This is a genomic window from Candidatus Krumholzibacteriota bacterium (assembly GCA_016932415.1).
In the GTDB taxonomy this organism is placed as follows: domain Bacteria; phylum Krumholzibacteriota; class Krumholzibacteriia; order Krumholzibacteriales; family Krumholzibacteriaceae; genus Krumholzibacterium.
Map to the genome: position 1 here is coordinate 148042 of JAFGCX010000020.1, position 14517 is coordinate 162558.

A 14517-nucleotide genomic window follows, 5' to 3' on the forward strand; every position below is an offset into this window, starting at 1 on the left:
AACAACAGCCCAGCCTCGGAAATCAGGCCTCCCTTTTAGAGGAGCGGAAGACCCGTCTTCACGGTGAAACTTCCATTACCTATTTCTTTTATCAATGATCTGCGAGAAGGTAAAGGAGTTTTTCCTGGCATCACCGTTTAATATGGCTGATATCACGGCAATTCCATCAGCCCCTGTTTCAAGGACCGAGCCCGCGTTTTCCGTTGTGATCCCCCCGATGGCTACGACCGGGATAGCGCTTTTTTCGCAGACTCGCGCGAGAAACCCAAGACCCAGCGGTTTGACGCCTTTCTTGGTACCGGTGGGGAAGACACCGCTGACCGCCACATAATCAAGGATCTCCCCGGGGGCGTGGCGAAGTTCTTTCATGGTGCGGATGCTAAGCCCCACTATGCTTCGCGGACCGAGCACTTCCCTCGCTTCTGCGGGACCCGCGTCATCCTGCCCGAGATGTACGCCGGCCGCGCCGGTCTCGGCGGCAAGATCGATCTCATCGTTGATAATGACCGGAATCTTCTTTCTCGAAGCGGCGGAAATTATTCTGATAATATCTATCCGCATTTCGTCGCGCGAGATACCCTTCGCTCTGTACTGGATCATTCCGGCGCCTCCGGCGACCAGGTCATCAGCTGTCTTTTCCACTTCTGGCGCGCCGATTACGGCCCTGTCGATAAAAGCGTACAAAAAAGGAGATGAAGGCATGACCGGCAACTCAATTTCACTGCCGAAAAAAGTCCTTTCTGCTGAATAGACCCTGAATCGCAGATCCTTTACCTGTTGTGATATCTCCGGGGCGACAAGTTTTCCGAATTCCTCGATCACCCGCAGCCCCTCCTCAACCCTGAGAAAATTGGCGCGAGCGACTGAGGAAAAAGACCCTCTTGATTTTTCTGACACAGTCGAAAAAAGAGCGCCGACATCATCATCGCTTTTTCTAAAATCAACAAGCCTGTTTGAAATAGATTCGGCAAGCCTTCTTATTGAATGCCGGAGTTCTTTTATCCCGGCCATGAAAGAGATATCTTCATCATCGAAACGCACTATCTCCTCGATGACCCTCAATCCCTCGCAGCATCTGTTTGCATTGGCGTCGATTATTCTGAATATCGTCTTTTTCCTGTTATCCATCGACTGAGGCAGGATTAAAGTACGATCTGTCCCTGTCTGAATTCCGGGACGATCCGACAACTGTCAAGCGTTGAACAATGTACAACATCCGATTCATATCCGAGATCGACAAGCTGCCTTCCCCTGTCAGTCCCGCGTATAAATTCCTCGGCATTTTCAGCATATTTTTCCGCGAGGAAAAGCGCGATCCTCGATGTGTCGCAGAGCCGGGCTCCCCGTTCCATGGCTCCGATATTTTTCAGAAGTATTCCGGCGCAAAGGAGATCTTCGGCCGAAAGCCTTCCCGAATTACCAGCGCATATTATATTCAGTTCATCTTCGGGAGAGACAGTCCTGCTGACCGCGCCGATATTGTTCATCGAACATATTATGACACGCTCCGCTTTCGAGGCGGCTACGATCGCTCTTGTGCCGTTAGTCGTGGAAAGAATGACAGTCTTACCTTCGATCTTCTCTGGAGTGAATTCGCCGGGAGAGTTAAAAAGATCAAAACCGTCGATGGGAAGGCCTTTCCATTCACCGGCAAGAAGCTTGGCACCCCTGTCCGCATGGCCGACAAGCCTCGATGCCGTCTCAATGCTCTCGACGGGTATGATCGTACCTGCTCTGTTCACCATCCCGGCGATGATCGTCGATGTCGCCCTCAGGACATCTATAACGACGGCTGTTGATCCATGTATCTTGTCATTATCTACGAGCATCCAGTATGGAAAGAGATTTATCTTCATTCGCGCGGTTTTCCGCCTTCCTCGTCTATTTGCCAATCCTGTCTATAAAAGATGTATCAAAATCACCATTTATAAAATCCCTGTTCCGCAGGATCCATAGATGAAACGGTATAGTCGTCGGTACACCTTCAATGACCAGTTCCTCAAGCGAACGGATCATCCTGTACCGTGCTTCCTTTCTGGTACGGCCCCAGGTTATCACCTTGGCGAGAAGGGAATCGTAGTATGGCGGCACTACATAACCGTCGAAAAGATGCGTGTCGACCCTCACTCCCGGACCGCCCGGAGGATGATAGAAAGTGATCCTGCCGGGAACAGGCTTGAAATTATTGTCGGGATCCTCCGCGTTTATCCTGCATTCCATCGAGTGCCCTTTAAGTTCAACGGGATTGTCCATTATCTCGCTCGAACCAGTAGCCGCGAGGATTATCTGTTCCTTGATAAGATCGTAACTGCTGACCATCTCCGTGACGGGATGTTCTACCTGTACCCTCGTATTCATCTCGAGGAAATATATCTTCTTATCCGCTGTCACGAGGAATTCGATGGTACCGAGCGACCCGTACTTGATGTACCGCGCTCCCTTGACCGCGTATTTCCTTATTTTCATCCTCATCTCGTCGTCGATCCCGGGAGACGGGGATTCCTCGATAAGTTTCTGGTGACGGCGCTGAATACTGCACTCACGTTCGCCAAGATCGACAGCTTTTCCCTTTCCGTCACCAAAAATCTGGACTTCTATATGCCTGGGGTTCTCGAGGAATTTTTCTATATACAGTCCGCCGTCTCCAAAGGCTGCTTCCGCTTCCTTTCCGGCTGAATGGAAAAGTTCGACCAGCTCGCCGCGGTCCCTGGCTATGCGGATACCTCTTCCTCCACCACCAGCCACCGCCTTGATCATTACCGGAAACCCTATTTTCTCAGCGATAGATATCGCCGCATCTTCATTTTCGACGATTCCATCGCTTCCCTCGATCACGGGAAGCCCCGCTTCGGCCATCAATTTTCTCGCTGTGGCCTTGTCTCCCATCTCCTGCATTATCTCGGGAGAGGGACCTATCCAATCTATATTGCACGACATGCAGACTTCGGCAAAATGAGGGTTCTCCGACAGAAAACCGTACGCTGGATGGATTGCGTCGGCATGAGTGATCTCGGCCGCGGCGATTATCCTTGGGATATTGAGATAGCTGTCGACAGGTTTCGGCCCGCCGATACAGACATCTTCATCGGCGAGTTTTACGTGGAGAGAATCCGCATCAGCTTCTGAATGGACTGCTACAGCTCTTACGCCGAGTTCTCTGCAGGCGCGTATCACCCGCATCGCAATCTCGCCGCGTGCCGCGATAAGAATCTTTTTATACATAGACTTCTAGAAGTCGCCGCCAGTAGCTTTGCCTCCTGCTTCGGCTCCTTCGAAGCCGTCCCAGGATGTGTCACTGCTGGCCTGTATGCCCTTCAGACGCAGGCTGAACTCATGCGGATTGGTGCTGTTCTTCATCGCTTCTTCCATGCTGATATATCCTCCGGTAAGAAGCCTCATCAGCGACTGGTCGAAACTCTGCATCCCGTGGGAGGAGACCCCTTCCCGAATAGCCTGCTGTATCAGGGACGCCTTGTCAGGGTCAATAATATACTCCCTTATAGCGGAAGTTACAACCATTACTTCCACAGCCGGAGCACGTCCCGGACCGTCTTTCAACGGGACAAGCCTCTGGGCTATTACAGCCTGAAGGGTCGAGGAAAGCATATATCTGATCTCCTGGTGCTGGTGAGGAGGGAAAAAGGAGATCACCCTGTTGATAGTCTGCGTGGCGTCAATCGTATGAAGGGTGGAAAACACAAGATGGCCTGTATCGGCTGCCATCAGGGCGATTTCCATCGTCAGGGCATCCCTTATCTCGCCGACGAGGATCACGTCCGGATCCTGGCGGAGGATATGCCTGAGCGCTTCATGAAAAGATGTTGTGTCCGTGCCGATCTCACGCTGATTAATGATACTCTTGATATCATGGTGAAGAAACTCGATCGGGTCCTCGATCGTTATGACATTTTTATTGGTATTCTCGTTTATTTCCCGGATCATCGCTGCGAGCGTCGTCGATTTACCGCTTCCGACCGTGCCGGTCACAAATATCAGCCCTCTCTGTTTCAAAGCCAGTTCCTTGAGGATCAGAGGGAGCTTGAGATCATCGAGAGACTTGATCTCGACAGGGACATGCCTGAAGACCATCGCGATCGAACCTCTCTGAACGTAGAAATTCGCTCTGAACCTCGCCAGCCCGGCTACTCCGAAAGCAAAATCGACCTCTCTGGTTTTTTTAAACTTGTCTCTCTGCGCGGGGGTTAGTATCTGCTCGGCAATAGCTTCCATATCTTTTGGTCCCGGCCGGTCGAAATCCAGGTGGGTAAGCTTCCCGTCGATCCTTACGACAGGAGGCAATCCAGCCTTAATATGCAGATCGGAACCGTTTTTTGCGATCATCGCTTCAAGGATATTCTTAATTTTCATCAGTCGGTGCCCCTCGCGTAAATTGTTATCCTGCAACAGACAAATCGATACAATACAGGATTATTCGACAGAAGCCGGATATCTGCCCTTGTGCCGGATCAAATACTGTAATGAAGATCAATTGCAAGGATCACGCCGGTTCGATAAGAAAAAGAGGTTGCCCGAACTCGACGGGCTGGGAATCCTTCACGAGGATCTTGCGGACAATCCCGTTCCTGTCCGATTCGATCTCATTCATCAGTTTCATGGCTTCGATTATACAGACGACCTGCCCAGCCTCAACGACCGAACCGATCTCCACGAATGGCTCTTTCTCCGGTCCGGATGCCTGGTAAAAGGTGCCTACCATCGGTGATACGATCTGTTCGAAGCCATCACCCTTCTCATCGGAGGGTCCTGACGGAATATCAATATTTTCAGCAGCTTTTTCCACTTGAGGTTCAGCGGGAAGATCCTCTGTTCTGTTCTCCCCCGCTTCATCGGGGATTGGTTGCGGCTTGAATTCGATCCTCGCCGGCTCGATGATGCCCTCTTCCTCACCGCCGGTCAGGGAGGCGCGGTTCTTCACCAGTCTGATCGAAGTGAAGAACTTCCTGACCTCGATCTCGTCGAGACCCTCCGAGTTCATGATATCTATAAGTTTTGATATCCTGTCGAATATCATTCTATACCCGCTCGATATAACGACCAGTCCTGGTATCGATTTTCAATATATCACCGATCTCGATGAATAACGGAACACTTACCGTGGCTCCCGTCTCCAGCCTGGCAGGTTTCGATCCTCCCTGGGCTGTATCCCCCCTGAGCCCCGGTTCAGTCTCCGCGACGGCAAGTTCGACGAATGTTGGCAATTCGACCGACAATGGTATCGTTCCGTCCATAAGGACAGATACTTCCATATTCTCTTTAAGGTATGGAGTTATATCTTTGACAAGTTCGGCGGCAAGGGGAATCTGTTCGTAAGTTTCCGTATCCATCATGTAATAAAGCTCATCGGAGTTGTAAAGGAACTGATAAGTGTTCCTGTCCACCCTTACTTCCTCGATCTTTTCCCCCGCCCTGAAGGTCTTGTCGACGACCGCTCCTTCAGGTATCTTTTTCAGTTTGGTCCTTACAAAGGCTCCGCCTTTTCCCGGTTTTACGTGTTGAAATTCGACAATCGCGTACAGCTGGTTGTCAATCCTCATTATAAGGCCGTTCCTGAAGTTACTGGTATCAGCCAAATCGATTTCCTTTCAGATCCCAGGGCTAGTCATTCTTTCCGTGTTTTTCCTGCATCTTTTTTATCCAGTCGTGAAAATGATCCTTTCCTTCACCCGGTCCCTGGTCATCGAGATCTTTTTCATCACTTTCACGTTCTAAAGCCACGTCATCCGAGTCTTCTTCCTGATCGTGGGAAGCACCTTCGCCACCTTCAAGCTGAGCCGCTATCTCCTCCAGCCCGGAATCGTCACCTTCTTCATTTTCATCTTCTCTATCGGCCGCATCGCCGGTCCCGGGCTGATCATCCTCTTCGCCGGTCCCAGAATATCCGCCATGCCCCGCGGTGTTTTCCACCAGCTCTCTGCTTACGTCATCGATCGATATCGTCAGGACCTCTTCGCCGAACGCCTCGGACCGTTCTTCTTCCGAATGGTCTATCATTGCTTTCAGTCTTTCCACCATCGACGCGGCTTCCCTGTTGCTGTCGTCTCTCGAACAGATATCTTCGTACATGCTAAGCGCCTTGGCATAGTATCCCTGTGACGCGTATATCCCCGCGAGTGTCATAGTCGCGAGTTCCCGAGGCTGTTCGGTCTTTTTGACCCTGCTTTCATCTTCAAGGTCTATCTCTTTCGCTTCGAAATCCTTCTCGATATCTTTCAGGCTCTTCAGGATCTCCTCATTTGTCGGATCGATAGCTAGCAGCGTCCTGTAATATCCCGCTGCTTCCACCTTCTTATCCTCGCCGAGAAGAATGTCGCCAAGGAATTTCAGGGCAACCATGTTCTCAGAGTCGATCTCGAGGACTCTCTTGAACTCTCCCCGTGAACGTTCCGTGGCTCCCTTGTCATAGAAACACTTACCCAGTATCACATGAGCGCTTGCGTAATCGGGAAACCTCTTTAGTCCGTCCTCGCATATCTCTATCGATTTGTCAATGAGTCCGCTTTTGCGGTAAGCGTCGGCAAGGGGAGCGAATATCCTCGATTCAGGAGCGTTCCTGTACCGCTCGGCCAGCTGTTTGATTTCATCGCTTAGATTATCAGACATTGAGACCTTCCTTACCCGTTATTTCCATAGATGTCAAGCTACCAAAGCCAGATACACCATGTCAAGTTGTTTGGCTATACTTTCATTCTGAGTCGTCGATCTCAATTTATCCTGAATGTCTCCGCGACCGCTCTCAATTCCCTCAGAAGAATATGCTTGCTGAATCCGGGAGCGTATACGAGGCAATCTATCATCCACACCCTTGATCTGCCCCGGTCATGTATGAAGTACGCGGTGAACGGGCCACCGAAGAGGTCTTTGCTGTTCTCCCAGTATCCGTCCATACGGATCACGTCGTATTGACCAAGCTTGTCTGTTCTGTAAAATACCAGGTCTTTCCTCATAATATCCTGGTCGTACATCTTCCACGCTATGTTGGCACGTATATCGAACAGCGCCGTCGAATCGGCAACTGAAAGGGTCGCCTTGTTCCATGAAAGCCAGGATATTGTCAATCCACGGTGCGGTTGGGTCCTTATTATCTCTATTCCAGGTATATCCCCGCGGTCCTGGTTTATCTCATATATATACGGAATATCTATGTGAAAACCGTACTCTGCTCTCAGCCTGGCCATTCCTTCGGTATCTTCTTTCCTTAGGAGATACTCCCTTAACCTCTCCCTGTTGGCTTCTTCTATTATGTCGCGGATCGTCGATCCGTTCTCCGTGACGACCTTCTTAAGCATTTCAGGGGAAGAAGCTGTCACAATCACCGTAAGCTGGCCGGTGACGGGATAATCCATCTTCTTGAAAATATGATGTTTGCCCTCCACCACTTTTCTTATCGCGTTTGTCCCGATAAAACTCTCAAGCACGGTACCAATCATCCCCTGCCTGGCGACGCCGAATATCACCATATTCTTTGTCGGAGGTTCCTTGGTCACTTCCGCGGCCGCGATCATCCTCAGTTTGAACTGTATCTCTGTCTTGGTATAGTAATCTACGGGATGCTGGAGTTCCCTGATCATGTAATCGTTTATCCCTCCCGGTTTACCAGTCTCAGTGACAAGCACGACATCACTGTACGATCCGGCAGGCGGGAAATTCGATTTTCCCGTGCATGAAACGAGAATCAAAGTGGCGAGAGCCAGAAATCTGACAGATTGTTTCATAGAGACCTCCTGATTGAAAAATAGATATTATGACCGCTTCTTTCAAGGAAAAAGGATGGCCAACTGAATGGCCATCCTTTTCGTCTGTTCCACGGGTCCAGGTTATGATCTCTTTTATTACCGGCTCATCGATCGTTATTCTGCTCCACGATGATCCTTTTAAGCTTTATGTTCTCTGTCTTGTAATATTCGATATATTCTCTCAGCATCTTGTTCTCCTTCGCGAGATATTCGATCCGTCTTTCCGATTCCATGCTGAACGGCTGCTGTTTCCTGTAGGAATCTCCGCCGGAGTTTCCGTAGAAATCATCTGATACCATCCTTATACCGGCCGGATAACCTGTCGAAGTATAATTGATATTCCTTCCGCCGCGAGCGGGAGAAACAGTCTTCTCGTTGATCCTGGCGGCCTGATCAGTCCCGGATGAATCTGATGATCCGTCGCCGATAACCAGCCATGCCCCCGCGAGCACGATTAGCAGGACGGCTGCGGCGCTTGTCACAAACTTCCGGCCCCAGGCCGGGTTGGTGAAGACCGATCCGGCTCTTTCTCTCATTACACGGGATTTTTCCAGTGCAATCATACGTTTTACGTTCCAATCGAAACTCTCCGGCAGTTCCATCTCAGGAACTGAATCGAGAATCGACAGGCAATCGTCCATTTCCCTGCAATATTGAGCGCATTCCGGGCATTCCTCGATATGATGCTGTAACTTGATCTTTTCCATTTCGTCCAGCATATTGTCCCGGCTCGCGAGGTAATACTCCTGTGCTGTCCTGCATCGCATCAGTCAATCTCCTTGAACCTGTTGTCATCACCGAGAAGGGGTGTCACTGCTTTCTTGAAATGCATCCTTCCCCGGTTGATCCTCGAGCGTACCGTTCCGAGTTTCAAACCGGTAGAGGCCGCTATCTCTTCATAACTCAGACCATTGATCTCCCTGAGAACAAACGAGGGCCTGTATTTCGCTGGAATCTTATCTATCGCTATCTGTATCAATTCGTTCAATCTCTTTCTGTCCATCGTCTCTTCGGGATCGGGACTCTCATCTCTTATCTCAAGCCAGCGCCCATCATCGCTGCTTCTTTCGTCTGACCACATACTGATCGTCTTTGGACGTCTTTTTATATTCCTTATCCTGTTTCGTACCAGATTTGTCGCAATCGTATAGAGCCATGTCGAGAATTTGGCGATCGTCTTGTATTTATCCGCGTGCATGTACGCCCTTACAAAAGCTTCCTGGGCATACTCCTCCGCTTCGCTTTCATTACCGAGTAGCCGGAAGAGATATGCGTAAAGCCTGTTTTTGTACCTTCCGACCAGGATATCGAAAGCCTGGTTATTACCCTGCTGAACAAGAAGTATCAGTTCCTCGTCACTCAGGGTGGCGCTGGCGGCGCGCGCGCCGTGATATTGCTGCTGCAGATTCAAACTTTCATCTCCGGTCTCATCATCTTTCATTGTCTGATACCCCTTCACAGACGAATTGTTCCAGATTTAATCGATCCCCCGCAAGTTTTTTATCAATTCCCTTTTACCGGCTGTGACTCGATCTCGACGCTGTTGATCGTCAAAGAGAATCTTTCCGATCCGTATTTTCTCTCAAATACTATTTTGTCTGGATACCAGCCGACGCCGGGCCATTCCCTGTATCTGTATCTTGCTATGTAACAAGGAGTCCCGCCATTTCCGCAGAGGACGGTCTCGACGGGTCCCTTTCCACTTTCGATCCTGACTGCCGATTCCCTGCCAAGCCATTTCCCTTTGATCGTTCTTCCCCATTCCTCGATGATAACCTTCCGTTCAACGATATCGGGTTCCTCAAAAAGAAGAAGCGCGATTATATCTGCCGGATAGATATCGAGGCCAAAATGCTTCTGAAGCGATCTCATCGTCTCCTGGCTTTGCCAGATCACATCTCTTTCCCGATCGTCGATCGTGATCTGATCGCGATCGATATACAGCGTCGCATCTTCCCTGTAGGAACCAAACAGGCTTGAATGCAGAAAATCGACCTGCAGATCACCATTTCCTCCATGGAAGATCATGCAACTTCCCTTCACTCTGTATTCAGGAAGTTCGAATCTGACCTTTCCCGTAATGACAAGATCTTTTCCGGTCGCCGCGGAGGAGATGATGCCGGAAGATCCGACAGAGGGATCGACCGGGATACCCGCGGGAGGCACAGACGCGCATGATCCAAAAAACAGGAGACAAGCGAAAATATTAGTTATCCGCCTGAACAATTATTTCTCCACGCGCAGAAGCGTTTCGTTGATCTCAGTGAGTTTCTGGAGGACTTCTTCTTTCTCTGAATCTATATCTATTGATCTTGTATAGGCATCCCTGGCCCTGTCGAACATCTCAAGCTTCGAGTAAATATCGCCAAGATGCTCCCAGATGACAGGGTCATCACCTACTATCTCGATCGCTTCCATCAAAATCTTCAGCGCGTTCTGATAATCACCCTGCCTGTATTTGATCCATCCCATGCTGTCGAGAAAATATCCGTTTCGCGGTTCCGAATTCAGGGCCTGAGAGAGAAGTTCTTCAGCGAAATCGAGCCGGTCTCCCTTTTCCGCGAGAAGATACCCGTAAAAATTCAGAATGGAAGGATCACCGGGGCTTATCTCGTGAAGGTGACTGATCCTCTTTATCGCTTCGTCATATTTTTTATACTGTTGAAAAAGAACGGCCAGTTCCATCAACGTCCTGTGATCATCAGGCCTGATCTGTTCCGACCTGAGAAGATATCCGCCGGCCCTGTCGTAATCCTCAAGTTTCCTGTATATCGTACCTAAGAGATAGTTATCCCCCGCGGAATCCGCGTCATGAAGCCTTTCAGCCTCTACGAGATATCTTTTTCCGTCTTCCAGTGAAAGATCGGATGCTTCGTCAGGGCTCGAAGGTTCTCCGGCAAAATCGAACGCTACGAGAAGCAGACCGATATAATTCGTGAAGTTTTCCGGTTCGAGCCTGATCAGCCTTTTTATGTACGAGCAACCTGATCTGAAATTTCCTTTTTCAAGCTCTATCTCTGATATGATCCTCAGGATCGAAGGATTCTCTCCCGATGATTCGAGTATATTCGTAAATATGGCAAGTGCCATGTCGTATTTTTCGCTCCGGTAATAGAACCTCCCCAGACTGATCTTGCCTGCCTGGTCGAGATCCTTTTCGAGATAAAGCGGTTCGAGAAGAGATATGCCTTCCTCGATCTGGTCATCCTCGTAGTAAAGATCGGCGAGGTCCCTGATCGCGTTCCTGTTGCCCGGTTCAAGTTCGATCGCTCTATTGAAAGATCTTTTCGCCTCTTCCCTTTCTCCCTTGTGAAGAAGCATCGAACCGAGAGCGAGATGAGCGCTGGCCAGTCCCGGATTCGATCCGATCGCTCCGCGGAAGGCTTCGATCGCCTTGTCGATCTCGTTCTCCTCGGCATATATAAATCCCAGCCTGTAATTTGTGAATAGATCCGACGGGTCGATCGCGCGGGCCTCCTCGAGGACCTGTCTTGCTTTCTCTTCGTCTTTCATCTCAATATAGACCCTTGCGAGAAATTTCCTTACTTCCAGTTGAGGGACTCCGGGAGAATCCTTTATCTCTTCAAAGATGGTGACCGCCTTTTCCCGGTTCCCCTCCCTGAATTCGACTTCAGCGAGTATCAGTTTCGCTTCACCATCCTTCTTTCCAAGTTCTATCATCCGCTGGGCGTACCTGCGCGTCTCGTCGTATTTTTCCATATCGAATGTCACCCTGGCCAGGGCGAAAAGTATGACCTCGTTGTCTTTCTGGTACCTGTCCGCGTAGATGTAGTAAGTATAGGCGTGCATAAGATCGTTTCGAGCTTCAAAAAACGACCCCTTCATATAATAAAGCATTCCCTGGCCGTCTATCTCTCCGCCTGACAACGGCGCCTGCTGAAGCAATGCGAATGTCAAAATAATAAAAAACAGCTTTTTCATTTCCAGTTTCCTTCCCGGCTTCCTCTTCTATTATACGTTAACATCGATTCGCAGGCAAATGCTCCTGTCGACGTCATTGAATTTTTATCGTCACGGCGCCACATCCATCTTTAGCCTTTAATGGCAATGGAGTGGCGCAACGGCCGGCATAGTTAGATTGACTTTGCATCAGCCGTGCCATATAATCCACTTGGCGTTTCTCAACAGGAAAGGGGCGGATCATGAATAATAAATATTTCAAAGATCGTATTTTCGGGGTGATCCTTCTGATATCAGTGATAATACCAGCCGCCGCGCACTCACAGGTCATAGGACTGCTTACACTTGAAAGACTTTCCCTGCTGGATACTTACAGGACTGGAGCAAGACCGATGGCTCTCGGGACCGCTTACACCGCGGTAAGCGATGACGCATTCGCGCTTCTGTATAATCCCGCCGGGCTTACGCAGATAGAAAAGAATGAGATCATCTTCGGAGTACAGCATTTCAACCTCGATATCGACAACGAATACGAAACGTGGAATACGGCGACGTCGAATTCCTACACGTCGTTCGGACATATAGCGATGGCTACGCCTGTCGGTTCGTATGGAAATAATATCGTCCTCGGTTTCGGAATATTCAGGGTCGGTAATTCCGACGCGGAATATATCAGGAAGGGGCTCAGGCCCGATCTCGATGGGATGCTTGAGAATGTTTTCCTCCAGTCAGGTTCGATATTCCAGTACAGATTCGGAATAGGTATTGAATTGATGGAGAATATCTCGGCCGGAGCTACCCTTGTCCTCTGGGATGAATCCGTAACGTATACCGAGACGATCAGGTTCAACCAGAGCGGAAGCGACTCGAGTTATAACTATATAAACGACTCCGGTTCCGAACTGGACGGTATCAGCGTCGATTTTGGACTGATGATGTGGCTTAACCAGTATATGCGCGCCGGCGTAACCTTCTCCTCTCCCGTCGCCCTCAGCTATGTCGGCAACGGGACCGACTATTACGACGGCACGAATCCTGACGGCTCGACATGGGAGACCGATTCGGAATCTCTGTACAGTGAAGATGATCTGACCCTTCCGATGAGATTCGCTGGAGGCGTCTCGTTCCTCTCGGGCCCGCTCCTGCTCGCTGCCGATCTGTCATACTGCGATTATTCACAGACGAAATACAACGGGTTAAGGCTTACAGGCGATGAAGGACCAGGCAGGCAGCTCCTCGGTGAAGCCCTTGATTTCAGTATCGGCGGAGAGTTTGTTTTCCCGTCGATGCCCCTGACTGTCAGGGCGGGGTATTCTTATATGCCTCTTAAGCTGAAGGCGATGGATGAATTGACCTATGTCACCGATACGGTAGATGAATGGGGACTCGTCACAGAGTACGATTTTATTGATGTGAACGTACAGAGGCGGTTTTTCACTTTCGGCATCGGTGGTATCATCGAGGATATGCTGGCGATCGACTTCGCTCTCGCGATCGGAAGCTTTGAGAGAGAGACAAGATACTTGAAAGAAAACCGCGACATCTTGGAACTGGTCGTCACGGCGGGGTATTCTTTCTGATCAGTCGGTTTTTCTGCTGATCCCCCTGAGAAGCGACAGATAGGCATCGTCAAGTCTTGACAGCATCTCTTCTGAGAGTCCGCCCCCGCTTTCCAGGATCTGGGTGTAATACTGTTCAATGTAGCGGCAAAGGTAGACTCCCTGCCTGTCTATCTCATTTTGTATCAAATCGAACACATCCTTGCGATTCTTGAGGAAAGCCTCGTCTTCTTCTTTTCCGTCCCTGTTGTGAAAATAATCATTCAGAAGATTTAACCAGTACGCGTCGTGTTTCCCTCCGTTATCAAACACGCATCCCGGCACGTCGACGAGAAAACAGTATCCGTAGACGAAATAACTGCAGTTAAGCAACCCTAAAAGAAAATGCCGCCTGTGACAGTCGACCGGCATTTCGTCGAGATTGCAGGGAAGCTGGCATTCCTCACATATCACCTCCGGATCGCATCCGAAGGTGAAGGGAAATCTCTTTGCTTTGCCGGGATCGCCCATTATTCACCTCAATGGATCTTTCTCAACTTGTTAAGGGCTTCCTTGGCAGCCATCTGCTCGGCGTCTTTCTTGCTTTTGCCTCGTCCGCGGCCTGTTATTCCTTCAGCCGCTTTGACTTCGATCAGAAACAACTTGTCGTGTTCCGGACCGGTAGTCGATTTGATCCTGTACTTTGGATAACCCTTGAATTTTTTCTGGGTCCATTCCTGGAGATGGCTCTTGTAGTTTATATGATCGGTATGTTCAATTATCTCGTCAATATCGTCGAGCACGAGATTTTCGACTATTTTTCTCGAAGGTTCCAGTCCGCCATCCATATAGACGGCACCAATGACCGCTTCGAAAACGGCAGTCTGTATCGAATCCTGGCCATGAACGCCTCCCCTGAAAGCATTGTCGCTTAGAATAACGTGATCTTTCAATCCTATCAGATCTGCCTTTTTGGAGAGTACATTCTTGCTTACCAGCAGGGATTTCTTCTGTGTCAGCTGTCCTTCATTCTCGTCGGGGAAATTCCTCATCAGGAATTCGGTAGTTATAAGGGCAAGGACCGAGTCCCCCAGAAACTCGAGTCTTTCGTATGTAATCCCTTCCTCGCCTGGCTTTAATTCTCCAAGTGTCGAACGGTGAGTGAGAGCTTCTATAAGAAATTCCCTTTTTTCGAACCTGTAATCTATCTTTTCTTCCAGCGACGAAAGATTTACAGGCACTTCCACCGGATCGGGGCTGAAGAGCCTCCTGATCCAACCGAACAACCTTTGCATAGACAGATC

At 49.6% G+C, this 14517-nt stretch carries 15 protein-coding genes; 1 reads left to right on the top strand and 14 read right to left on the bottom strand.

Annotated features, from left to right (window positions below):
- Positions 1-75 precede the first annotated feature (75 nt).
- From thiE to JW814_07930, 12 genes are all read right to left on the bottom strand, one after another.
- Positions 76-1128 carry a thiamine phosphate synthase gene (gene thiE, locus JW814_07875; protein MBN2071358.1) on the bottom strand — a complete coding sequence of 351 codons (1053 nt, stop codon included), beginning with the start codon at positions 1126-1128 and terminating at the stop codon, positions 76-78.
- 14 nt (positions 1129-1142) lie between these two features.
- Entirely contained in the window at positions 1143-1856 is a 714-nt protein-coding gene (locus tag JW814_07880; GenBank protein MBN2071359.1) for a 2-phosphosulfolactate phosphatase, read from the bottom strand.
- 25 nt (positions 1857-1881) lie between these two features.
- The gene (accC, locus tag JW814_07885) at positions 1882-3222 is read right to left on the bottom strand and encodes an acetyl-CoA carboxylase biotin carboxylase subunit (GenBank protein ID MBN2071360.1); all 1341 of its coding nucleotides are present in this window, start codon (positions 3220-3222) and stop codon (positions 1882-1884) included.
- A gap of 6 nt (positions 3223-3228) precedes the next feature.
- Positions 3229-4368, bottom strand: a complete 1140-nt coding sequence (locus tag JW814_07890; protein MBN2071361.1) for a type IV pilus twitching motility protein PilT — start codon at positions 4366-4368, stop codon at positions 3229-3231.
- A gap of 130 nt (positions 4369-4498) precedes the next feature.
- Positions 4499-5032, bottom strand: a complete 534-nt coding sequence (accB, locus tag JW814_07895; GenBank protein ID MBN2071362.1) for an acetyl-CoA carboxylase biotin carboxyl carrier protein — start codon at positions 5030-5032, stop codon at positions 4499-4501.
- A 1-nt stretch (position 5033) separates the two neighbouring features.
- Positions 5034-5591, bottom strand: a complete 558-nt coding sequence (gene efp, locus JW814_07900) for an elongation factor P (GenBank protein MBN2071363.1) — start codon at positions 5589-5591, stop codon at positions 5034-5036.
- Positions 5592-5616: 25 nt separating this feature from the next.
- Entirely contained in the window at positions 5617-6621 is a 1005-nt protein-coding gene (locus JW814_07905; protein ID MBN2071364.1) for a tetratricopeptide repeat protein, read from the bottom strand.
- 101 nt (positions 6622-6722) lie between these two features.
- Complete coding sequence (locus JW814_07910) at positions 6723-7733, bottom strand: DUF4837 family protein (protein MBN2071365.1); 1011 nt, start codon at positions 7731-7733, stop codon at positions 6723-6725.
- A gap of 125 nt (positions 7734-7858) precedes the next feature.
- Positions 7859-8521, bottom strand: coding sequence for a zf-HC2 domain-containing protein (locus tag JW814_07915; GenBank protein MBN2071366.1), 663 nt, complete (start codon positions 8519-8521; stop codon positions 7859-7861).
- Positions 8521-9195: a sigma-70 family RNA polymerase sigma factor gene (locus JW814_07920; GenBank protein MBN2071367.1), complete on the bottom strand. Its 675-nt coding sequence runs from the start codon at positions 9193-9195 to the stop codon at positions 8521-8523. Before JW814_07920 ends, JW814_07915 begins: the two co-directional genes overlap by 1 nt.
- 62 nt (positions 9196-9257) lie before the next feature.
- Positions 9258-9980 carry a hypothetical protein gene (locus tag JW814_07925; GenBank protein ID MBN2071368.1) on the bottom strand — a complete coding sequence of 241 codons (723 nt, stop codon included), beginning with the start codon at positions 9978-9980 and terminating at the stop codon, positions 9258-9260.
- A complete protein-coding gene (locus tag JW814_07930) occupies positions 9981-11696 on the bottom strand; it encodes a tetratricopeptide repeat protein (GenBank protein ID MBN2071369.1) in 1716 nt (571 codons plus the stop codon).
- Between the two features lie 221 nt (positions 11697-11917).
- On the opposite strand from JW814_07930, the gene JW814_07935 reads away from it, so the two are divergent.
- Positions 11918-13255 carry a hypothetical protein gene (locus JW814_07935; GenBank protein MBN2071370.1) on the top strand — a complete coding sequence of 446 codons (1338 nt, stop codon included), beginning with the start codon at positions 11918-11920 and terminating at the stop codon, positions 13253-13255.
- On the opposite strand, the gene JW814_07940 is transcribed toward JW814_07935, so the two are convergent.
- Together JW814_07940 and rnc are read right to left on the bottom strand one after the other, a co-directional pair.
- Positions 13256-13744, bottom strand: a complete 489-nt coding sequence (locus tag JW814_07940) for a hypothetical protein (protein ID MBN2071371.1) — start codon at positions 13742-13744, stop codon at positions 13256-13258. It lies immediately after the preceding gene.
- A gap of 8 nt (positions 13745-13752) precedes the next feature.
- The gene (gene rnc, locus JW814_07945) at positions 13753-14508 is read right to left on the bottom strand and encodes a ribonuclease III (protein ID MBN2071372.1); all 756 of its coding nucleotides are present in this window, start codon (positions 14506-14508) and stop codon (positions 13753-13755) included.
- Between the last annotated feature and the right edge of the window lie 9 nt (positions 14509-14517).

Coding starts and splice junctions, on each gene's coding strand:
- thiE (MBN2071358.1), bottom strand. CDS start 1,128: ATGGATAACAGGAAAAAGACGATATTCAGAATAATCGACGCCAATGCA.
- JW814_07880 (MBN2071359.1), bottom strand. CDS start 1,856: ATGAAGATAAATCTCTTTCCATACTGGATGCTCGTAGATAATGACAAG.
- accC (MBN2071360.1), bottom strand. CDS start 3,222: ATGTATAAAAAGATTCTTATCGCGGCACGCGGCGAGATTGCGATGCGG.
- JW814_07890 (MBN2071361.1), bottom strand. CDS start 4,368: ATGAAAATTAAGAATATCCTTGAAGCGATGATCGCAAAAAACGGTTCC.
- accB (MBN2071362.1), bottom strand. CDS start 5,032: ATGATATTCGACAGGATATCAAAACTTATAGATATCATGAACTCGGAG.
- JW814_07905 (MBN2071364.1), bottom strand. CDS start 6,621: ATGTCTGATAATCTAAGCGATGAAATCAAACAGCTGGCCGAGCGGTAC.
- JW814_07910 (MBN2071365.1), bottom strand. CDS start 7,733: ATGAAACAATCTGTCAGATTTCTGGCTCTCGCCACTTTGATTCTCGTT.
- JW814_07915 (MBN2071366.1), bottom strand. CDS start 8,521: ATGCGATGCAGGACAGCACAGGAGTATTACCTCGCGAGCCGGGACAAT.
- JW814_07920 (MBN2071367.1), bottom strand. CDS start 9,195: ATGAAAGATGATGAGACCGGAGATGAAAGTTTGAATCTGCAGCAGCAA.
- JW814_07930 (MBN2071369.1), bottom strand. CDS start 11,696: ATGAAAAAGCTGTTTTTTATTATTTTGACATTCGCATTGCTTCAGCAG.
- JW814_07935 (MBN2071370.1), top strand. CDS start 11,918: ATGAATAATAAATATTTCAAAGATCGTATTTTCGGGGTGATCCTTCTG.
- JW814_07940 (MBN2071371.1), bottom strand. CDS start 13,744: ATGGGCGATCCCGGCAAAGCAAAGAGATTTCCCTTCACCTTCGGATGC.
- rnc (MBN2071372.1), bottom strand. CDS start 14,508: ATGCAAAGGTTGTTCGGTTGGATCAGGAGGCTCTTCAGCCCCGATCCG.